The organism is Pedobacter humicola (assembly GCF_056490705.1).
This window is the reverse complement of sequence record NZ_JBWJIG010000005.1, coordinates 111,857-133,825: the sequence shown is the minus strand read 5'-3', so window position 1 is coordinate 133,825 and position 21,969 is coordinate 111,857. Positions and strand designations below refer to the sequence as shown.

Annotated in this window: 18 protein-coding genes; 9 read left to right on the top strand and 9 right to left on the bottom strand. The window is 40.5% G+C overall.

Annotation, left to right across the window (positions count from 1 at the left end; genetic code table 11):
- The first annotated feature begins 5 nt into the window (after positions 1-5).
- From AC04Q1_RS10290 to AC04Q1_RS10270, 5 genes are all read left to right on the top strand, one after another.
- Positions 6-944 carry a DUF6607 family protein gene (locus tag AC04Q1_RS10290; protein WP_478364282.1) on the top strand — a complete coding sequence of 313 codons (939 nt, stop codon included), beginning with the start codon at positions 6-8 and terminating at the stop codon, positions 942-944.
- 158 nt (positions 945-1,102) lie between these two features.
- A complete protein-coding gene (locus AC04Q1_RS10285; protein ID WP_478364280.1) occupies positions 1,103-1,285 on the top strand; it encodes a hypothetical protein in 183 nt (60 codons plus the stop codon).
- 26 nt (positions 1,286-1,311) lie between these two features.
- Positions 1,312-2,451, top strand: coding sequence for a M28 family metallopeptidase (locus tag AC04Q1_RS10280; protein ID WP_478364278.1), 1,140 nt, complete (start codon positions 1,312-1,314; stop codon positions 2,449-2,451).
- A gap of 178 nt (positions 2,452-2,629) precedes the next feature.
- Positions 2,630-3,706 (top strand): DUF5694 domain-containing protein, encoded by a 1,077-nt coding sequence (locus AC04Q1_RS10275; RefSeq protein ID WP_478364276.1) that lies wholly within the window; start codon positions 2,630-2,632, stop codon positions 3,704-3,706.
- A gap of 282 nt (positions 3,707-3,988) precedes the next feature.
- Complete coding sequence (locus tag AC04Q1_RS10270) at positions 3,989-6,763, top strand: outer membrane beta-barrel protein (RefSeq protein WP_478364274.1); 2,775 nt, start codon at positions 3,989-3,991, stop codon at positions 6,761-6,763.
- Between the two features lie 122 nt (positions 6,764-6,885).
- On the opposite strand, the gene AC04Q1_RS10265 is transcribed toward AC04Q1_RS10270, so the two are convergent.
- From AC04Q1_RS10265 to AC04Q1_RS10250, 4 genes are all read right to left on the bottom strand, one after another.
- Positions 6,886-7,890, bottom strand: coding sequence for an LLM class flavin-dependent oxidoreductase (locus tag AC04Q1_RS10265; RefSeq protein WP_478364272.1), 1,005 nt, complete (start codon positions 7,888-7,890; stop codon positions 6,886-6,888).
- A 69-nt stretch (positions 7,891-7,959) separates the two neighbouring features.
- Positions 7,960-8,646, bottom strand: coding sequence for a class I SAM-dependent methyltransferase (locus AC04Q1_RS10260; RefSeq protein ID WP_478364270.1), 687 nt, complete (start codon positions 8,644-8,646; stop codon positions 7,960-7,962).
- 181 nt (positions 8,647-8,827) lie between these two features.
- On the bottom strand, positions 8,828-10,228 hold the full coding sequence (locus AC04Q1_RS10255) for an MBL fold metallo-hydrolase RNA specificity domain-containing protein (protein ID WP_478364269.1): 1,401 nt from the start codon (positions 10,226-10,228) through the stop codon (positions 8,828-8,830).
- A 61-nt stretch (positions 10,229-10,289) separates the two neighbouring features.
- Positions 10,290-10,517, bottom strand: coding sequence for a YtxH domain-containing protein (locus AC04Q1_RS10250; protein WP_478364267.1), 228 nt, complete (start codon positions 10,515-10,517; stop codon positions 10,290-10,292).
- A gap of 78 nt (positions 10,518-10,595) precedes the next feature.
- On the opposite strand from AC04Q1_RS10250, the gene AC04Q1_RS10245 reads away from it, so the two are divergent.
- Entirely contained in the window at positions 10,596-11,219 is a 624-nt protein-coding gene (locus tag AC04Q1_RS10245; protein WP_478364265.1) for an HAD family hydrolase, read from the top strand.
- A gap of 341 nt (positions 11,220-11,560) precedes the next feature.
- Here AC04Q1_RS10245 and AC04Q1_RS10240 read toward each other — a convergent pair whose 3' ends face one another.
- On the bottom strand, positions 11,561-13,216 hold the full coding sequence (locus AC04Q1_RS10240) for a DUF6600 domain-containing protein (protein WP_478364263.1): 1,656 nt from the start codon (positions 13,214-13,216) through the stop codon (positions 11,561-11,563).
- A gap of 279 nt (positions 13,217-13,495) precedes the next feature.
- On the opposite strand from AC04Q1_RS10240, the gene AC04Q1_RS10235 reads away from it, so the two are divergent.
- Together AC04Q1_RS10235 and AC04Q1_RS10230 are read left to right on the top strand one after the other, a co-directional pair.
- Positions 13,496-14,197, top strand: a complete 702-nt coding sequence (locus tag AC04Q1_RS10235; RefSeq protein ID WP_055913180.1) for an SAM-dependent methyltransferase — start codon at positions 13,496-13,498, stop codon at positions 14,195-14,197.
- Positions 14,198-14,400: 203 nt separating this feature from the next.
- Entirely contained in the window at positions 14,401-14,580 is a 180-nt protein-coding gene (locus AC04Q1_RS10230) for a hypothetical protein (RefSeq protein WP_316847763.1), read from the top strand.
- A gap of 87 nt (positions 14,581-14,667) precedes the next feature.
- On the opposite strand, the gene AC04Q1_RS10225 is transcribed toward AC04Q1_RS10230, so the two are convergent.
- Positions 14,668-15,192, bottom strand: a complete 525-nt coding sequence (locus AC04Q1_RS10225; RefSeq protein WP_478364261.1) for a DinB family protein — start codon at positions 15,190-15,192, stop codon at positions 14,668-14,670.
- A gap of 482 nt (positions 15,193-15,674) precedes the next feature.
- Between AC04Q1_RS10225 and AC04Q1_RS10220 the strand changes: the two genes are divergently transcribed.
- Positions 15,675-16,436: a M57 family metalloprotease gene (locus AC04Q1_RS10220; RefSeq protein WP_478364259.1), complete on the top strand. Its 762-nt coding sequence runs from the start codon at positions 15,675-15,677 to the stop codon at positions 16,434-16,436.
- 82 nt (positions 16,437-16,518) lie between these two features.
- On the opposite strand, the gene AC04Q1_RS10215 is transcribed toward AC04Q1_RS10220, so the two are convergent.
- From AC04Q1_RS10215 to AC04Q1_RS10205, 3 genes are all read right to left on the bottom strand, one after another.
- The gene (locus AC04Q1_RS10215) at positions 16,519-17,190 is read right to left on the bottom strand and encodes an NAD-dependent epimerase/dehydratase family protein (protein WP_478364257.1); all 672 of its coding nucleotides are present in this window, start codon (positions 17,188-17,190) and stop codon (positions 16,519-16,521) included.
- Between the two features lie 152 nt (positions 17,191-17,342).
- On the bottom strand, positions 17,343-18,848 hold the full coding sequence (locus AC04Q1_RS10210) for a RagB/SusD family nutrient uptake outer membrane protein (RefSeq protein WP_478364255.1): 1,506 nt from the start codon (positions 18,846-18,848) through the stop codon (positions 17,343-17,345).
- An 18-nt stretch (positions 18,849-18,866) separates the two neighbouring features.
- On the bottom strand, positions 18,867-21,893 hold the full coding sequence (locus AC04Q1_RS10205; protein ID WP_478364253.1) for a SusC/RagA family TonB-linked outer membrane protein: 3,027 nt from the start codon (positions 21,891-21,893) through the stop codon (positions 18,867-18,869).
- Positions 21,894-21,969 lie beyond the last annotated feature (76 nt).

Here is a 21,969-nt window from a genome sequence, read left to right as displayed (position 1 = left end):
TAAAAATGAAATTTTTAACCCTAATTGTAGTATTAACCGGTTTGATTACCCTTAATGCTCCTGCGCAAACAAAAGTTGAGTCCCCGGAAGAAAAACTAGAACAGGATAGAAAGGCTATAAAATCTTTAGCTGGCTTTTATGAAGTGAACTTCAACTACGGCGAAGTCACTGCTCCTGATCCGAACTATAAATTCAGCAAACCTTACGAAAGCCATGGCAACGAATGGGCAGAGATCATTGTTGATGAGCCTAAAAGAATTGTAATCCAGCATATGCTGGCCATTAACGACACCACTGTAATTAAACACTGGCGCCAGGATTGGACCTATGAAGATACCAACATTATTCTTTATACCGAAGGCAATGCATGGAAAAAAGGCAATTTAACCCCTGCTGATGTTAAAGGAAAATGGACTCAAAAAGTATATCAGGTTGATGATAGTCCACGTTACCAGGGTTACGGAACCTGGAGCCATGTTGGTGGACACGATTCTTGGTCGAGCGAAACCGATTCGCCGTTACCAAGAAGGGAATCTACAGTGCGTAAAGATTACAATGTATTAAACCGTGGCAGCAGGATTACCATTACTAAAAATGGATGGATGTTCGAACAGGACAACAAAAAAGTTGTACGTTCTGCCAATGGCGACAAATTATTGGCTGTTGAAAAGGGTTATGAGGAATTTACCAAAATAGATCCTAAAACTTTTGCTTATGCTCAAAAATGGTGGGCAAGTCAACAAACGTATTGGGCTGATGTACGCGGTGTTTGGGCTGATATTATTGGTTCACAAAACACATTCAAGGTACAAACCATGGCAAATGGTAAATTGCTTTACGAAACCCTATTTAGTTTGGGCGATCAATCGATCAAAGAAAAATGGACCGCAAACCAGAACAAAGAAAAAATTAAAACTGCTTTACAGCCTTATTTGGTAAAATAGACCGATAAATATATAATAAATGGTTGATGATTAATGGCAATGGTCCGTTAACCATCAACCATTTTTTTGTTGGTCGGAATTTGCAATCTAGACCAACAACCACGCTTGTAAGAATCTCAACTAAGCGCTATATTAGCAGATATCTAATGTTAAATCTCATGAACTTTTTTAAAAACTATTTTCTCGCTGCCGGCATTGTTTGGACACTGGGTGCATTATCAATTCTATGCTTTAAATTTAATTTCCAAACGCGTGAAATTACCTTAACGCTTCTTTTCCCACTTGCATATGCTATTATCAGGTTGTTTGATCAATCAAAACAATTACCCAAAGCAGAGTAATCCCTTGCATTATTCAATAATTTGACATGAGAATTTTTCTTTTAATTGCATTTTTCCTCCTCTCAAATTACTCCTTCGCACAAGATTCTACCTATACCAGAAATCTAGTCAACATCCTCACCTCAAAACAATTTTGGGGCAGGGGTTATACCAAAGATGGGATGAAAAAAGCGGCAGATTATCTTGGGGTAGAATATCAAAAAATTGGCCTGCTGCCAATGGGCATATCTTATAAGCAGACTTTTAATTTCCCTGTAAACACCTTCCCGGGAAAAATGATGGTAGCCATTAACGGACAAAAACTTGTTCCCGGTAAAGATTTCATTGTAAACAATGAGAGTCCGGGTATTAAGCTGAAGGCCCGGTTAATTCAGGTCGACAGTCTAAATTATCAAGCTTCTCCGTCGTTACATCTGTTATTAAAAGATAAGCTCACGTGGTCTGTTGCTAGCGAAGTTGGAGCGCAAACAACAATACAAATGGATAAAAAGCATTTCGCTACCGTACCAAAAGAAATCAGTGTCGATATCGAAAGTAAACTTCTTCCAGATTTTGAGGCAGCCAATATTTGCGGTTTGGTTAAAGGTACCAAATACCCCGATTCTCTTTTAATCATTACAGCGCATTATGACCATTTGGGAGGAATGGGTGCCGAAACTTATTTCCCCGGCGCTAACGATAATGCTGCTGGTGTGGCCTCTTTATTAAGTTTAGCCAGATATTATGCCGTTCATCCGCAACCTTATTCGATTGGTTTTATCTGCTTTGCAGCTGAAGAAGCTGGATTATTGGGATCCAGATATTTTGTAGAAAACCCATTAGTGCCTTTAAGCAAAATTAAATTCCTCATTAATTTAGATTTGGTAGGTACAGGCGAAGCGGGCATGACGGTAGTTAATGCATCCGTTTATCCAAAAGCATTTGCAGAGTTAAATGGAATCAACCATGAAAATCATTATATCTCCAAAATAAATTCAAGAGGTAAAGCCGCAAACAGCGACCATTATTTTTTTACCGAAAAAGGTGTTCCGGCATTTTTCATCTACACCCAGGGCGGCCCATCAGCCTACCACGATGTATTTGATAAACCAGAAACTTTACCCCTTACCGAGTATAAAGATCTCTTTAAATTAATCGTTGGTTTTAATCAAAAACTGATGGAATAGCTTCCATTATAGGATGAAAACCTTAAATCACTATTCAAACGCTTAATCCTGAATACTTAACCCTTATATTCCCATTTTCTCCAATTGGGATAATATTATAGGCCTTTGGGATAATTAAATTTAGCAGCAAAGCGTGTATGCCCATCTTTGAATCAACAAAAACGAAATAAGATTCATTATGGAAACTATACAAAAACTTAGCTTTGCATTAATACTAATGGTGGTATTTACGATTAAATCGAATGCCCAAAACCAAATCGAGATTGTGATTGTAGGCTCTGCCCACGACAATTCTAAATCGACACAAAATTTTCAGGCCATCATTGATAAGCTTAAAAACTTTAAACCTGATATGGTTTTTGGCGAATATCTGCCCCAGGGCGATTACGCCAAACTGGAAGAAGATAACTGGGCCAAAAAATCGTTTAGAAAAGGACACGATTATGTAGAAAAATTAAATCCGGCATCTCTGAAAAATATTGATGCACAAATTAAAAAAGACCAAAAAGCACTTCACTCATTTGCCTACTACCACAAAACAAGAATGAATTTAGCTGTTAACTATGCAAAAAACTGGGACAGGGGAAATGCCGATTATCAGATCTTTGTACTCGAAAACTATATGAAACAAAGTTTTGGCAAAGAAGAACAGGTTGAATATGCAAAAATGTTCGGAAATATCGATTCATTAAAGAAAAAAGGCTTTTATAGACCCGGAAGTGAGTACAGTAAAATCTATTTCCCCCTTATTTACCAGTTAAAACAAGACCGGATTTACAATATGGATTGCCAAACTTATGATCAACCATGGAGCGAAGCCTGGGGCAAAACTGATTCATTATATAAGATGTTATTAACTAAAGCGAAAGCCGATAGCACCTCGCAGGAAGCAGCAACCGTTAAAGCCATAGAAAAATACTGGAGTTACAGTCCTGAAGAATCGAAAGTTTTCAATGCCGATCCTTATGCTGGCATGAACACCGTAAAATATGGTATTTTGGATGAGGCCTGGAACTTTTATGGTGGCCGGTGCTTTTATGGTTATGCGGGATTCCCAACTGATACGGTAAAAGATATGATTGCGCAATGGACTTTAAGGAACGAAGGCATGTGCAAAAACATCATCGATCAGGCGAAAGCCAATAAAGCAAAAAGGGTTGTGGTGGGTGTTGGTGCATCGCACCGCAAATGGATGGAAGAAATTTTAGCCAAAAACCCGGAAGTTAAAATCATCAACTATAACGATCTGCACTAAATTAACAATAATTGCTTTCTCAGCCCCTTGCATTAGCAACGGGGTTTTCTTTTTTAATCTTTGTAATTTTTTCGTGTGTATTTGCAAAAACAGCTCAACACTATTACTTTTACCTAAAGATTTAGTTAAACACAAAGAATGATGCAACATTTAAACACTTTTTGCGTCTACTGGTAGACTGGGTCAAAATATCGTCTGTCACATATTTTTTAGCGTTCATCACATTTATCTATACCATCGAAAAATAGCTGATAATTTTAGCTTGTTTATTCAAAAACATATATGAGGAAACTTTTACTTTTGTTCGTTTTAACCTTGGTTATTTCTAATCTGTTTGCACAAAAAAATGGCAGCATCACCGGGATTTTAGCCGATAGCGCCAACCATAAAACCACCTTAAATTATGCAACGGTTTCGGTGTATAAAGTTGGCGATAGTGTATTGAGCACTTATAAATTATCGGACGATAAGGGGATTTTTAAGATCAATGGTTTAACCATTGGTATTAAATACCGTTTGGTGGTAACGGCATGGCAATACGGAACCTACCGGAAAGAAGTAGAACTCACCACCACCAACCCAGCCTTGAACCTGGGCACCCTCTATCTTTCTACTAAGGCCAACGATTTAAACGAAGTAGTCATTTCAGCAGAAAGACCACCTGTTATTGTACGTAAAGATACCATCGAATTTAATGCAGAATCTTTTAAAACATTGCCCTCAGCGGTAGTAGAAGATCTGTTGAAAAAGCTTCCGGGCGTGGCCATTGCAGCCGATGGGTCTATCCAGGTAAACGGTAAGGCCGTGAGTAAAATCTTAGTAGACGGAAAAGAATTTTTTGGTGGCGACCAACAAATTGCAACCAAAAACCTGCCTGCAAACATTATCGATAAGGTACAGGTAGTGGATGATAAACAGGCCAAAAGACGTGATCCTGACCTAACCGCGGCCGAAATACCACAGATTATTAATCTAAAGCTGAAAAAAGCCATTAAAAAAGGAGCCTTTGGTAAGTTATATGCAGGTGGTGGATTAAAAGACCTCTATCAGGCTGGCGGATTAATGAACTTTTTTAGAGATACTACGCAGGTAAGTATATTGGCTTATGCCAACAACATCAATCAGCCAGGCTTTAATCCAAATGATGTGCAGCGCATTGGTGGCTTTAGCAGAAGCGGTGTAAATTCTATGATGATGAGTTCTGGTGGTTACTTCGAATTCAATGGCATTAATTTCGGTGGAACCTACAATGGTGTACAAGCCTCATCAGGTGGCGGTTTTAATTTTAACACCCTAACCAAAAAGGGAATCAAGATCAATACTCAATATTTTTTCGGTCGATCAGACAATCTTTTAGAAAAACTCACCAACACCAACCAAACACTAGGCACAGATCGATTGATTACCAATGCCAACGAAAATACCACCTCGCTAATCCTTAAACACAATATCGGCGGAAAACTAGATTGGCAGATCGACTCGCTAACACAACTGACCATTGAACCTGCAGTTATACTGAGCTCAAACAATTCGGTAAGCAAGGTTTCTTCCCGCAACAACAATGCAAACAACCAACTCATCAACACCCTCGAAAACTTAAACGACCTCAATACTTCGAGCAATAAATACCAGTTAAGGGCCGATTTTAGTAAGGATTTTAAAAAAGCAGGAAGATCTTTAAACTTAGGCACCGATATTTCAGCTACCCCAAATCCGATGATCAACTACAACAGAAGCAATAGTGTCTTTTACCTCACTCCCTCTACTTCGGAGATTGATCAGCTGAGGAACAATACTATCGACAACTTTAGAGGGTATCTTTATGGCAACTATACCGAACCGATCAGTAAAAAACTGAATTTCAAGGCAGATGTAAGCGGCAACATCATCAACAACGAAAATGCATTAAGCACTTTTTACCGCAATCCGGCCAATCAGCTTTACGATATTGTTGTACCAGATTTATCACAAACAGTTAAACAGGCTGGTTTTAAAACCAATACAAACATCAGCCTGGGTTATAAAGTAACAAAAGACCTTTATCTGCAGCCCGGTTTGGTGCACAATTACATTTCGTTAAACAACCGTTTCACCAATAGCGCAGCTATCAATCAGCGTTATAATTTTATGTGGCCAACCTTCCAGCTAAAATATAAAATATTCCGCTTTAACTACTCGGCCCGTTTTACAGAGCCCAACGTAAGTTATCTTCAGCCAGTGGCCGACAATACCAATGCATTTTACATCAGAAATGGAAACCCAAATCTATTGCCCGCCCGTATGCAGGGTTTAAGCATGAATATGTATAAATATGATCCTAAAAGCCTGATCAATTACAATTTATATGGGTATGGCAATTTCACAAAAAACGGTATTGTGAATTCGATTACCATCAAAGATGGTGTACAAACGGTTAACCCGGTTAACAAAAACGGCATGTATAATTTTAGCGGCGGAGCCAATATTTCAAAAGATTTTAAAAAGGATAAAACAAGTGTAAAAGTAGGTTTAGGTTTCTGGGCCAATTTTGATCATAGCCCGGTTATTGTGAACAACGTGGAGAGCGATGCCAATATATTTTATGTGGGCCCTAATGGAAGTGTAAGGTTAAACCTGAACGATAAGGTAGAGATCAACCAATCGTATTCAGTAAACCTGAACCGCAGCAGGTATGATGACAGTTATTATACCAACGTGAGTTACAATACACATCAAAGCACGTCCGAACTCATTATCCGCTATCCCAAAAAACTGGTTTTTGAAACCAGCTATTCTTTAACCATCAACGATCAAAAAGTTGCCGGATATAACAACAATATCAAATTCTGGAATGCGGCCTTAACTTACCTGTTTATGAAAAACGATAGGGCACAGTTAAAATTCTCGGTAAACGATATTTTGCAGAGCAACGTGCGTAGAAACATCCAGATTACCGGAAATAGTATTATCGATACGCAGAGCAATAACCTGGGCAGATATGGCATGCTTACCCTTACTTACAACATCCAAAACTTTGGACAAAAAGTAGGTGGCAGACAAACCTTCTTTAGTTTTTAAATTGATTACCGTTCATTTCTAATATGATCGTCATTGCGGGCCGAAGCAATCTTGTTAGTTAAAAAAATAGATTGCTTCACTCCCAGCGATCCGTTTTCTTTAGTTCGCAATGACGACTTTTCTTATAAAAGTACCTCCGCTAACAATTCATACGATCTTACCCTATCCTCAAAATGCTCGGTAATGGTAACTGCCATCAGTTCATCCACATCATAATCAGTTGCCAGTTGGGTAAGCCGCTCCTTAATAACTGCAGGTGTACCGTAAATCATCCGCTGTTTATTGGCATTAATTCTTTCCTGCTCCGCAACATTATAACTCACATCTTTGATATCCTCCCAGCCCACTGCAGGCAATCCCTTACCTTTTTCCAGTTGTAAAAAACGGTAACTCATTAACGCTTCCTGTTGTTTTACCTTTTCTTCATCTTCCGAACAAAAAACATGAAGCGCCACATTTTCAACAGGATGTGCCAGATCTACCGAAGGTTTAAAATGTTCACGATAGTATTGAACAGCCTGTGCACCACCAACAGGGTTGATAAAATGCGCAAAAGAAAAGCCCATTCCAAAATGTGCCGCATATAAAGCGCTTTGGCCGCTGCTGCTTAAAAGCCATTGTGTTGGCACCGTATCCGAAATCGGTATGGCTTTTATTTTGGCCTGAATGCCACCATCAGAAGTATCGTGCAGATAGTGCTGCAATTCGCGCAACTGCTCTGCAAAATCCTGCTCGCTCCAGGTATTTGATGGATTAAGCATCGAAGCCGTAATCCGGTCAGTACCCGGTGCCCTACCCATCCCCAGGTCGATCCGGTTGGGGTGCATCACCTCTAATAGACGGAAACTCTCTGCTACTTTTAGTGCACTATGATTGGGCAGCATAATGCCTCCAGAGCCAATCCTTAACGTTTTGGTATGATTGGCCAGATGGGCAATTAAGATCTCCGGGGTAGAACCCGCTAAACTGGTGGTATTGTGATGTTCCGAAACCCAAAAACGGTGATAACCCAGCCGCTCGGTTTCTTGTGCAAGTATAGTGGTTTCCTCAATGGCACGGCGGGCGGTTACACCTTTACGTACCGGCGATTGATCTAAAACACTTATTTTAATTTTCCTATTGCTCATATGCTTATCTAACAAATCTATGAGCCTGTTGATTAAAATACGATCACGAAAAGTTTTATGACTTTTAAATTATTGCGTCAAAGTCAATTTGACCAAATACTGATCTTCACCATCGTCGAAAATCATTTCTGTATCCCATCCGGTTTCTTTTGCAGTACGTTTGATGGTTTCTTCATCAACATAAATCCAGTTGAACCAGTTGCCTTTTTCGCCCTTATATTCGTATTGGTACGATACCTCACCATAATATTGGTTTAGTGGCTTTGGCATGTCTTCATATAAGTAAGCAATATCAGAAGAATCGAAAATCACTTGTCCGTTAGGGTTGATAAGCTCTTTCAGCTTGATTAGAAAATCCTTAAAACCAGGCAAAGTCCCGGTAAGGCCAATCCCATTCATGAGCATGATAATGGTATCGAATTTCTCTTCATAAACAAAAACATCTTGTAACAGCGCCTTTTTTACGCCACGGTCTTTCATGATGTTTACTGCTGCTTCCGAAATATCTATAGCTGTTACATCGATATTAAAAGCCTGTAAAAGTAAGGCATGACTTCCCACACCAGCGCCAATGTCCAATACCTTTCCATTGCACATCTGCAACGCCTGAAGTTCTAAAACAGGCATATCTTCATCATCACGGAAGAAAAATTCTAAAGGCATTTCTTCTGGCTCTCCATACGAATTGTGCAACCAAAGCGTATCTGCTTCGCCTGTTCTGTAAATATCTGTTAACGCTTTACCAAAAACATCCATAAGGCAAAGATAGGGAAAATGGAAGATGGAGGATGTATGAGGGTCGATGGAAATTATAATATCGCAATTGGCCGGGATTTGTAATCCTGTCTCTTAAAAAGATATGTGTAAGGCCAGATTAAAAGTAAAAGGTCCGGATTATAAATCCGAACCAACTTTATATCATGATCAACATTTTATATTACTCAATCTCAAATACCTGATGGTATTCCGGAATAGCGACATGTTTAAAACCTTTGTCCTTCAACCTGCTGGCAAAATGTTGCTGTACTTCATATTCGCCATGCACCAAAAACAACTGTTTCACTTTTGCAGGGTCCTGACAAGATAAAAAGTGCAATAAATCTTCATAATCGCCATGCGCACTCATCGATTTGATCGAACGTACTTCAGCTTTAACATCAAGTTGTTCACGAAAGATCTCGACGACCTTTTGTCCCGCAATTAATTTACCGCCAAGCGAATTGGGCTCGCAATAGCCTACCATTAAAATGGTGTTTTTCTGGTTGCCAATATTATTCCTGATGTGGTGTTTTACCCGGCCAGCCTCGGCCATTCCTGATGCGGAAATAATCACGCAAGGCCTTGGATCAGCATTTAAAGCTTTCGATTCTTCAACACTTTCAATAAAACGCAGTCCTTTAAACGCAAATACATCATGATCAACCTTTAAGATTTCCTTAACACCGTTGTTGTATACTTCAGGATGGTTTTTAAGGATTTCGGTTGCCTTTGATGACAATGGACTATCTACATAATAAGGAATATCGGGCAGTTTGCCTTTCAGCTCTAAACCGTTCAACGCATACAGCAGTTCCTGGGTACGGCCAACCGCAAAAGCAGGAATGATGACCTTGCCCTTTTTAATTTTGCAGGTATTGTTAATGATCTCCAAAAGCATATTTTCGATCGGATCGAGGTCTTTATGCAGCGAATCGCCATAGGTAGATTCCATTAAAATATAATCGGCCTGGTCAAACTGTTGCGGACTTTTTAAAAGCAGGTCGCCATAGCGGCCAACATCACCAGAAAAAGTAATGCGTGTAGGCTTTCTGTCTTCTGTAATTGTGAGGTGTACCGCAGCACTGCCCAAAATATGGCCTGCATCTGTAAATTTCAGACGGATTCCAGTCTCGATCTCGAAATCTTCTTCATACTCTACTATTTTCATCTGACTAAGTGTTTTGGTAACATCTTCTTCAGTATAAAGTGGCTCCTCCATTTCCTCACCCTTGTGTAGGTGGCGGTTCGAAAACTCAGCATCCTGCATCTGGATCTTGGCAGAATCCATCATTAAAATACGGGCAAGATCCATTGTTGCCGAAGTACAGAAAATTTTTCCTTCAAAACCCTCTGCAACCAATTTTGGCAATAAGCCACAATGATCGATGTGTGCGTGAGATAATACGAGATAAGTTACTTTCTTGGGATTGAAACCAAAATAGTCGTTTAATTTATCGGTAACGTGGCCCATCCCCTGGAATAAGCCACAATCTAATAATATTTGAGTGCCGTTTTTTAAGGTAATAAGGTGCTTACTCCCCGTAACGGTACGGGCGGCACCATGAAAAGCAATGTTCATTTAAATGCTGGTTAGAATATATAGAATAAAAATGCCGGATAAATCCGGCACTTCCAATTCTTTAAGCATTTATTTCTGATATTTTATCTTTCACCTTATCTGCAACACCGGTTGCTTTATCGGCTAAACCTGCTAATTTATCTTTTGAAGCATCTAACAGATCAGCAAAAAAGTCTGATACTTTACCTTTTAAATCGCTTGTCGAATCTGAAGATAAGGCCAATGCGATTGTTGCACCAAGTGCTGCTCCAGCTAATACGCCTACTATAATTTTTGTTTCCTTTGTCATAACTTTAGTCTTTAATAATTAAACATTAATTAGCACTTGTTGTTTTGGTTTTATTACAACATAAATCATTTCACTTACATGAAGCATATTTTTTTTATCGATTTAGACAATACCATCTATTTTACCAAACCGAATGAAGAACAGTTAACGGGTGAGTTATACAATTTCCTGGAAAGTTTGGACTTAGGGATCAGTAAAGAAGATTTTCAGCTCGCAAAACAGGATATGCTTAGAACGCCATTTCAAAAAGTGGCCAAAAAATATGGCTTTAGGGAAGAAGTGATGCCAGATATACTGGCTTATCTGCAAAACCGCCAGGTAACCAAAACATTAAAACCGAGTGACGATTACCACTACATCAAAAGCCTTAAGGGAAGAAAGTTTATTGTAACTGCAGGTTTTCAGAAACAGCAAACTTCGAAAGTAAGGATGTTGGGCATAGCGGATGATTTTGAACATGTACACGTTGTGGATGTTTCAACAAGCAATAAAAAAGAAGCTTTTAAACTGTTGATTGATCAATACAACCTCAAAACCGATGATATCTTAATCATTGGCGATGATGCTGAATCGGAAATTAAATTCGGACTCGAACTGGGGATAAGTACCTTTTTACTCGACCCGGAAAACCTGCATCCGAATGCCGAAAGCACTTTTAGGGGAACTGATTTAAGTCATCTTCATGCCGCAGCGGGACAATAAATCTTCCTGAGATTTAAGCAGTCTGGATACACTCGCTAGTAGCGATAGTTGCAAGATTGCAACCTACCTCGCATCTGATAGCGATCGGATGGGGTCTATTTGGCAATTAAGCGATGCTGTTTTTGGCCGGTGCTGATTTGCACGACCCTTTGTTTCTAAACCCGGTAGCAGCGGCAGCTCCCGATATTTCATCGGGACTATAGCGAATAACGGGACTGATGCTCCCGAAGTTGTACTTAGGGTTCATTTCCAAATCAAAACATTAACAATTTCCATCATCTTGCTATTAAGTATATGTCTTTTAAACAAAAAAGTCCCGACTTTCATCGGGACTTTCCATTTTATCCTCTGCCACCTCTTGATGGTCTTCCACTTTCACCACTACTTCTTTGTTGTGGCGGAGCTTCTGTTCTTCGTTGTTCTTGTCTTTGTTGTTGTTGCTGCTGCTGTTGTTGTGCTCTTTGTTGCTGCGCCTGAGCATCACGTTGTGCACGCTCTTGTTGCTGTTGTTGTGCACGTTGCTGTTGAGCCTGAGCATCACGCTGAGCCCTTTCTTGTTGTTGGGCCTGTGCTTGTTGTGCACGTTGCTGTTGCGCTTGCTCATTACGTTGTTGTTGAGCCTGAGCATCACGCTGAGCTCTTTCCTGCTGCTGGGCCTGAGCCTGTTGTGCACGTTGTTGTTGCATCTGCTCATTACGTTGCTGTTGTGCCTGGGCATCACGCTGTGTTCTTTCTTGTTGTTGTCCCTGAGCCTGCTGAGTGCGTTGTTGTTGCAATTGTTCGTTACGTTGCGCCCTTTGTTGCTCCATTTGAGCAGCACGTTGTTGCTGATCTACCTGACCACGTTGCTGCCCCTGAACATCACGTTGAGCGCGCTGTTGTCTGATCTGCTCTAAACGTTGCTGATCCTGACCACGGTTAACATTTTCCTGTCCGTTTCTTCCGTCTACACCAGTGCTGTTGTTACGGCTAATACGTCCGTTTGCATCCCTGTTGTAAGCCTCACCCCTATTATTAGGCTGAGTGTTATTGTTATCTCTGCCTGGAGTACCATTAGGCCTATCAGGTTGTGCAGTACGGTTATCTCTCGAACCAAAACGGTTATCGTTGTTGTTAGGCGTACCTCCTCTTTGATCGCGGTTGGTATAACCTTCATTTCTTCCACCTCTGCTGATGCCTGCATTTCCTTGCTCAAATTTTCTTGGCGCCGCACTACGGTTATCTGCATTACGCTCTGGTCTTGGTCTGTAAATCGATACTTCCCTACTGTTTATCCTGCTTGCGCCAGGTCTTGAACCTTGCGAATATCTATAAACCGTTACATCTCTATTGGTTGCACGTCTGATGTCTTCAATCCGTGGACCACCATAATAATTCCTTCTGTTATACACATAAGTATTGTTGATGATCGTGGTATTGCGGATATAGATATTGTTCCGACCGTAATCGTACCTTGGGAAGCTATTGATATAAATATTACGTTGTGGAATAAAGTTCCAACAGAATTCTGGTACTGAATAGCGGCGACCAAAGCTCAGATTAATGCTGATACTTGGTGCCATTGGGGCCCATCCATAATAACCATCGCCACTTCTCCAATCTACCCATGCTGGTCCCCAATTGGTATCAGGTAACCAGATCCATTGCCGGTAACTGTTAATTACCCAACGGCCATAGTGGAAAGGTGCCCAGCCCCAATCATAATTGGAAACCCAGGTATTACCGTATTCGGTCATGGCCCAACGTCCGTTTGTGTAGTAAGGACGAAATTCGTTCTGATCTACATCAGGGCGCCAAACATAACCATATTGCGGATCCTGAATCCAGGTTCCATAGGGCGAAAGTTCATCGTAAAAAGTCTGTAAAGAAACGTTGCCAGTGCTGTAACCATCATCCTGGTAATCGTTTTGATAGTCTTGTGCCCTGACAAGGGTTGTGGTTCCGGCAAGGAGCGCAAAGAGCCCCAGCACAAGTGCCGTAGATTTCAGTGTTTTCATTTGTGTGTTTTATTTTAATAACCTAATGTGTGTGTATCAATTAGAGAACCAAAAATACCGAAGGTTTAATATGCAAGCATAGTTTTTACATTTTCCCGCAAATATTGCCCTACAAGGCATATTTAACTAATATTTAACGTTTTATGCCCGGTTTAATTGTGCAGAAAATAAGTCAGTTAGAAATAAAATTTGCTACACCTTTGTTTGTAAAAGAGATTATATTGCTATTACCATAAACTTTAGAACTTAAATTCTATTTATTGTAAGTATTTTTGTGCCATGCAAAAAGGCACTCTATACCTTATTCCCGTACCATTGGCTGAAGAGGTAGCACACAAAACTTTTACCCCTTATTTGGTTGATACCATTAACCAGATTGATACTTACATCGTAGAAAACAGTAAAACAGCCCGTCGCTTTTTAAAAGAGGCAGGTTTAAAAACACCACAGAAAGATTTAATCGTACACGACTATGGTAAACACAACAGAACAGACTTAGGCCAGTTTTTTGTCGAGCTTGCTGCCGGGAAAGATGTAGGCCTAATGAGCGAAGCAGGTTGTCCGGGCATTGCTGACCCAGGTGCCGATATTGTTGCTGAAGCACATAAACGCGGGATTAAAGTGGTTCCATTGGTAGGCCCGAGTTCCATTTTACTGGCTTTGATGGCATCGGGTTTTAATGGCCAGAGTTTTGCCTTTTGGGGATATTTGCCCATCGATAAAGAACAGCGCACCAAAAGGATCAAAGATCTGGATTTATCGGCAAGCCGTTATAAACAGACCCAGATTTTTATCGAAACGCCATTTCGCAACAATCAGCTTTTCGAAGAGGTGTTGAAGAGCTGTAAACCCAATACACAGGTTTGCGTGGCCAGTAACCTTACTGCCGAGGATGAGTTTATCAAAACACAAAGTGTATACAACTGGCGTAAAGAGGAGATAGATCTGCATAAAAAGCCAACTATATTTTTGTTGTACTAGTTGGGTCATTGGTTCATTAGTAACTAACCCAGTAGCCGATTTTTGATGATTGGTTATTAGTTTATTGTTCACATTAGTTGCCTAATCATGGCTTGCCGTACTGCGCTTAAAATAGAGAACTAATTCAAAAAAATAAAACTTATCCAGCCCCCATTGGTTGTTATTACAGCGTTCCGTAATATTATTCACTAAATTTTACAGTTATGAAAAATACGAGCACACCAAAAAACAACCCAACCGTTCAGGGCAGTTCGATAGCAGACAGGGCTAATCACGATATTAAAACGGATAAAAAAATCCAGGGCATTACCAATGGCGGTGGCCAACGGTCTGATCAGACTTCCAACAAAGACAATCAACGGAAATACGACAATAAGAAATAATCAAAAAAATCGTAACAGACAGAAGCCAGGTCGAAAATTCATTGAATATGAGTTTTCGACCTGGCTTTTTTTATCAAGTAGCGATTGTTATTTGGCCATTACATTATAGAAATTATAATCCGTCATCGGGGCTCCGGTAATTCCCAAATTGTGGCAGATGGTAATGATCTGCCCGCGGTGATAGGTACTGTGGTTAAAAACATGCAGTACATATTCAAAATTCTGAAAGTCAGAAGTAAACCAGGGGCTTTGAATCTCTGTTTTTTCATTAAACCTGTCTTCACTGATTGCGGTAATATAAACAGCCAGGTTTTCCGACTGTTTCAACAGGTCTTCAAAAATAGCGGTTAAACTACCGTATTCCCGATATTCAAATTCTGTTTTAGTCAGGATCGAATACCAATATTCCTGTGTTTGTAAAATATGGGCGAGGGTTAACTTAACACTTTTAAAACTCGACAATACTTCTTGCTCCAATAATTGCTGCGGATGTTTTTTTAACCAGTTGATCAAGGTTAAATTTGCCCAGAAATTATAGTTTGCATAATTTTTCATTAAATACACAAGGGAAGTTTCTTCCATTGTTTCTGCGAATAATTGTTCCTGTATCATAGTATTTTGTTTTTGTTATACAAAGAAAATACAGGCCACTGACAACCCTATGGCAGTGCAAAAATCAACTTAAAAAATATTTATAAAAAAGAATTCCATCCTACATTTTCCATTGTTCGAATTATTTAAGTGATATAAAAAACCTTCGCCTGTAAGGCTACATTCTCTTTTGGCATATGATCAGATTTTAAGCCCTTATGGCCGTTTTTCGGTAAGTTAAGAAGAATTAACTGGTAGCTGTCGCTTTTTGATAGCAGGTAACATCCGAACAAAGCCGCTTCTTTCCAACAATTCTTATTTAACCAAAAAATACAGATCAAACAGATTGTTCGTGTAAATTTTTAAATACATATATAGATTTAAACATTTACAAAGTAGACTGATTAAGTTTTCGTGTAAAATTCTGTCAAGGAGAAGAATTCATGTAACACGTTCTTTTACATTTGTTTATCAGCTATTAAGGACTAACTAACTTAAATCCCATGAAAAAAAATCTAAAACAGATCGCTATTGTTGCGATGGTTGCGGTAGTATTTGCAGCCTGCAAAAAAAACCAGGAATCGTCAATAACAGAACCACAAGAAACAGTAAAAAACGCCGATAAGGTTTTACAGCACATTAAAAACCTTGGCTTTCCTGAATCGAGCATTGTTGACAATGGAAATGAGTATGTTGTTGAGGAAGATATTTTATTCCCTAAAGACATGGAAATTCCAGTTACAACAGCCGGGCCAAGAACGGAACAGTATTACACCGGAAGCATTGTAAACGCTACGAAAAAACTGAACATCAGGATTTTTGTAGATGCATCCATGACTTCTATGAGCAGCGAAATCAATAGTGCGATTGCGCAATGGAATGCTGTTCCAAATTCAACTTTGCGCTTCAGCACCGTAACTACCGCTCCCTACGACATCCTGATCAAAAATGAAAATTTAGGAAATGGTGTTTGTGGCCAGGGCCAATTCCCATCTGGCGGAAGCGCAGGTGCTTTGGTTAAAATCAATAAAAATTATATTGCAGGCAATTCATTTGCTCAACGTGCCAGAACCATTTGCCATGAGTTTGGTCATTGCATCTCGTTCCGACATACCAATTGGGCTGCCATAGGCGAATCGAGTGCAACAAATGTGCCTGGTGTTACCGGAACCGATGCTTCATCCCTCATGAATGGCGGCCAGTGCGGCTCGGGTGCAACGGTATTATCTACAAAAGATAAAAACGCAACCGCAGCCTTATATTAAAATTTTAAGATCATTAATCAAACCTAAACCAAATCCTTAAACAGTTGAAGGTAAGCTTGGGTACCCCATCAGGTATCTGAGCTTATTCTTTAGCCAAGGCGATAATATCTTTTCCTTCTAAAATCCGCCTCTCATCATGATGACTTAAAGTATTGATCATCGCATTGGCCAGCTCATCCATGGTACAGAATCCACCTGGATAAATACCTCTTCCAATGGGGAATAACCAATTGATATACTTGTAGAATTTATGTGCGTATTTTTGCCCTGGCAGAGGTTTAATGAAACCCGGCCGGAAATTAAATACCTGTTCAAACGGTAATTTCATTAAATCATTCTCCGTTTTCCCTTTTACCTGCGCCCATTTCAAACGCCCATTCTCATTGGTTCCCCCTCCAGAAACATAACAAAAAGTCATGTTCTTATTCAAGCGGCTAAACGTTTCGGCAACGTGCATGGTTAAGGTATAGGTCATTTTATAATAGGTATCATTATCTACACCTACCGAACTAATTCCTAAACAAAAGAAACAGGCGTTATAACCTGTCAACTGATTTTCTATCGTAGAAAGATCGAAAAAATCGGCATGAATAATCTCTTTAAGTTTCGGGTGCGCATAACCACAAGGCTTGCGGTTAATCACCAATACACTATTGATTTCGGGACTGCTTAAACATTGCATCAATACCCCTTCGCCAACCATTCCGGTTGCACCGGTAATAACGACATTAAACGGATCTCTGGTTTTTCCCATGAATTGATTTTATTGTATAAAACGAAGTAGGGTAGTCTTTGTTTCGGGACAAATAAAATCGGATATGTTTTTTCATCAAAAGAAAAGAGGCTGAACCGAAAACAACATGATTAATTGATAACGGTTACAGCCTCTTTTATAGCCATTGAATTTTAATATCCAGGGTTTTGCACCAGATTAGGATTACCAATCTGATTTTCTGGAATCGGGAAAAGCAGGTATTTCGCTTCACTTGCGGGTTTTTCCTGCCATGCGGCAAGGAATTTGCCAAAACGGATTAAATCCTGTCTTCTGAAACTTTCCCAGTACAGTTCACGGCCACGTTCATCCAATAAAATGTCCAGGGTTAAGCTAGGCAGGGTAGAAGCTCCTCTAACCGTTCTGATCGAATTCACAATGGTTAATGCAGCAGCAGGTTGCGCGGTTCTTAACTGCGCTTCAGCTTTCATCAACAGTACATCTGCATAACGGAAATAAACCCAATCATTATCAGGCTTTTTAGATCCCGAATTGGCATAATCAATCGGATATTTGATCACCCGTATACCCGCCACCTCCAGGTGGTTAGGATCTCTTTCTATAATACTTACCTCAGGCGTAAATGCTAAAGGATTGCCTTTTCTATCTTTTAAGGCCTCTCCTTTCCCATTTACTTGTTGCCCCACCAAAAAACCTACCCTAACACCAGCAACATTGGTTTGTCCCGCATAAGTACCGCCCCTTCGGCTATCAGTTGCTTCAAATTTTGCGTAGAAGTTAGATAGGGTACAAAAACCGTTATATCCACTTGGATCCTGGTTATAATGTGTGGTACATTTCCACTGGCCATCCAAATCACTACCATTAACGCCACCTATATTTTGAGCAGTGAAAATATTTTCTTTTGAAAGATGGTTTGTTGGTGAAAAATTATCGAAATAATTTGGTGTCAATACATAACCTCCTGCGGCTATTTCATCTGCCAGTGAAATTACCTTGGCCATGTCTGCGGCATCAAAAGTGGGTGCACTGCGGTTTAGGAATGCGCCTTTATTGAGGTAAATCTTCATTAACAGTGTTTTGGCTGCATTTTTATTGGCAAGGTTTGCCGGCCCATCGGGTAAATTGGGAATAATGGCATTTAACTCACTAATGAGGTAAGCAATTTCATCAGCCGCATTTCTCACGCGTGAGGGTTTGGTTACACCTTCTCCTGGATCCCTGTAAGGAACCTGCCCCCAGCCATCCAAAACAGAAAATTGAGAAAATGCACGTAAAAAACGGGCCTGAGCAGCTTGATCAGTAGTTGGGCCAGCATTTAAAACACTTGTAGCCACATAAGAGATGCTATTTAAGTCCCTGAAAACATCCGATATCCGGCTATGGTCCGGAGCCCATTTATGCAAATGCAGCGAACGCCAGGCACCATTATCGTCCCAATCGCCGGCACGTGTAGGCACGATAATTTCATCTGAGGTGACTTCCTGTAAGGCCGACCAGTTCCACGGGGCCTGGTAAGGGCCAATCATTGCAGCATAAGTAGCACCCAGTACCCCTGCAACATTACCTGATGTTACGGCACCACTGCCAACCTGGCCATTCAGGCCCTCATCTAACTTGGTACAGCCAGAAAAACTCATGGCAACCATCGCAAAAGCGAGAATATATTTATTTTTCATGTTGTTATAATTAAAAGCTTAAAGAGAAAAGTTAACACCAAAGTTGAAAGTTCTCGCCGTTGGATAGGCCGTATAATCTATACCTGCCGACGGAACCCCACTTATACCTTTGTTCACATTCACTTCCGGATCAAAACCTGTGTATTTGGTAATCACGAATAGATTTTGTCCGTTAACATACACATTTAGCGATTTTATTGATTTACCGATATCGCCAATGTTGTAACTAAGGGTTGCATTGGCCAGTTTTAGGTAATCGCCTTTTTCAATGTATCTTGATGATGCCGCAATTGGATTGGCAAGCGATTCGGTGATCGACTGGTTAACCAAAGCAGCAGAAATATTTCTTTGCGCACCTAAATTAGATATTGCCAATACCGAGTTGGCGGTATTGTTGTAAATATCCTGACCAAATGAACCGTTAAAGTTTGCGGTTAGCGAGAACTTTTTATATCTGAGATTAGTACTCAAGCCCAGTATCACTTTCGGATTTGGATTACCAACATAATAAGTGGTAAAACCATCATCAGTATAAATCGAAAATCCGTTTGCATCCAAGCCGTTATATTGGCGGGTAACCATAGCAAACAAGGGTAAACCATTCTGGATCACCTCGGTGGTTACACCACTTAAACCCTGCCCGTTTAACGAACCTGTTTTAATTATGCTGGTAATATTCTGCACTTTGTTGCTGATAAAAGTAGCATTACCTCCTAAACTCCATGTAAAGTTATCTTTATCGATCAGTATACCGTTTAAGGTTAGCTCTAATCCCTTATTGATAATCTGGCCTGGTAAATTTACCCAGGTAGGTACATTACCTCCAACTGCCGGAGAAAATGATATCTGTGGAAACAGCAAATCGTTGGTTGTTTTATTGAAGTAATCTATAGATCCTGTTAACCTGCTTTTAAAGATCCCAAAATCAATCCCAACATTGGTCTGTTTATCCGATTGCCATTTTAAATCGGGGTTTTCATTGTTGATTGGAGTTAAGATCGGTAAGCCGTTTGCGTTTCCAAAATCGTAACGGAGCTGCGCAGAACCCGATGGGAAATCCTGATTACCCGTCTTACCGTACCCTACACGTAATTTCAACTGATCCAGCCAGTTGGCATTGGCCATAAAACTTTCTTTCTTGATGTCCCATGCTGCGGCAAAAGAAGGGAAGTAACCATAGCGGTTCGATTTACCAAATTTGGTTGAACCATCGGCCCTGAAGGTAGCCGTTAAAATATACCGGTTGTCGTAATTAAAAATTGCCCTTGCAAAATAAGACTGTAGTTCTGTTGTAGGGTTGTTGAAGGTAGAAAAGGTACGGTTAGCGGGTGAGGTGGTTTGAAAAGCATCTGTATAATCGGCTGCTATCTCACCAAAGCCTGTTGCGGTATTGGTTGCACCCTTGTTGATAAAATTTGAATATTCATAACCCAGGATTGCGTTCAGGTTTAATTTGCTTACAATCTCTTTGTTGAAATTTAAAGTATTGGTAAATTGCTGGGTAATCAACTCATTGTTTGAGTAGCTGGCATATCCGCCCAGAAAAGTTCCCGATGGCTGAATCCCTTGCAGGTTTAAAGTACTTCTGGTAGAAGCTCTTCTGATACCGGTACTGTAATTTACACTGGCCAACATGCGGTACTCCAACCATGGCGTAATTTTATAATAGGGCGAAACACTTCCTAAAATGGTCGACACTTTCGATTTATCGCTGTTTGCGGCTAAGGCTGCCAAAGGATTGATCGTGGTAGAACCGTAATCGATAAATAAACTTCCATCCGGATTATAAAAAGACTGCGTAGGATTCCAAGATAGGGTTTGAGAAATCAAACTTCCCGTAAAACCGGCATCTGTGGTAATCGGCGCTACGCTTTCCAGATACTGATTGCTGATCATATTCACATCCAGTCCCAGCTTTTTACTTTCCAAAAATTTAAAATTACCATTAAACGCTGCACTGTATTTTTTAAAATCGGTTGTTCTAATAATACCCTGCTGGTTCTGGTAACCAAGTGAGGCACGGAAGGTATTGCCATTGGTACCGCCACTTACCCCAACGGAATAATTCTGGTTATATGCGGTGCGGGTAATGGCATCCAATGCATCCACACTGTTGCCGAAATCGCCAGTTGTGAGGTTGTATTTTTTCAATGCCGCGCGGTATTCATCGCCTGATAAAACATCTACTTTCTTGGCAATGTTGCTTACCCCTGCAGAAGCACTCAAATCTATTTTGGTTTCGCCCAATTTCCCCCTTTTGGTGGTTATCAAAACCACACCATAAGCGGCACGCGAACCATAAATTGCCGTAGCTGATGCATCCTTCAATATTTCCATCGATTCGATATCGGCCGGATTAATAAAGTTTAAAGGATTACCATCCGGAGCGGTACCGATACCTGCACTGGCCGACGGCCTGGCCGATCTTCCATCGAGGGCCACTCCATCCACTACATAGAGGGGCTGTCCGGTTCCGGTAATTGCAGAATTACCCCTGATCCGTACTGTAGAGGCACCTCCAGGCTGACCACTGTTGTTGATCATCTGCACACCGGCAACCTTACCTTGAATCAATTGATCGGGCGCATTTAGCGGTCCCTTGTTAAAATCTTTGGCCGATACCGTTGTTGCCGCACCCGTTAAATCATTTTTCCTTACGGATGCATAACCGATCACCACAACGGCATCAAGGTTATTGAGCGAACTTAAGGTAATGTTGAGCAGGGTTTGATTGTTGATACTCACCGTTTGTGCTTCGTAGCCCACAAAGCTTACCGTTAAACGGCTTGTTCCTGAGGGGGCTGTGATTTGGTATTTACCCTCTGCATCGCTCTGTGTTCGGGTATTGGTTCCGGTTACCTGAACGGTTGCACCTGCCAGAGGTGTCTTATCGCTATCGTATATCACACCTTTTACGGTGGTTTGGGCCAAGGCAGCTGTGCTGAATAAAAGCATCAGGAGGCTTAAACCGATCAGTTTTTTGATTGAATACAATTTCTGCTTTACGTGTAAAACAGAACAATTGTCTGGTAAAGTAATGTTCATAGTTGATTTATATTTAGGTTAGTAATGATTTTTCCGGGGGACGCAGGCGCTGATCTTATGGTGGTATGTATTTCAT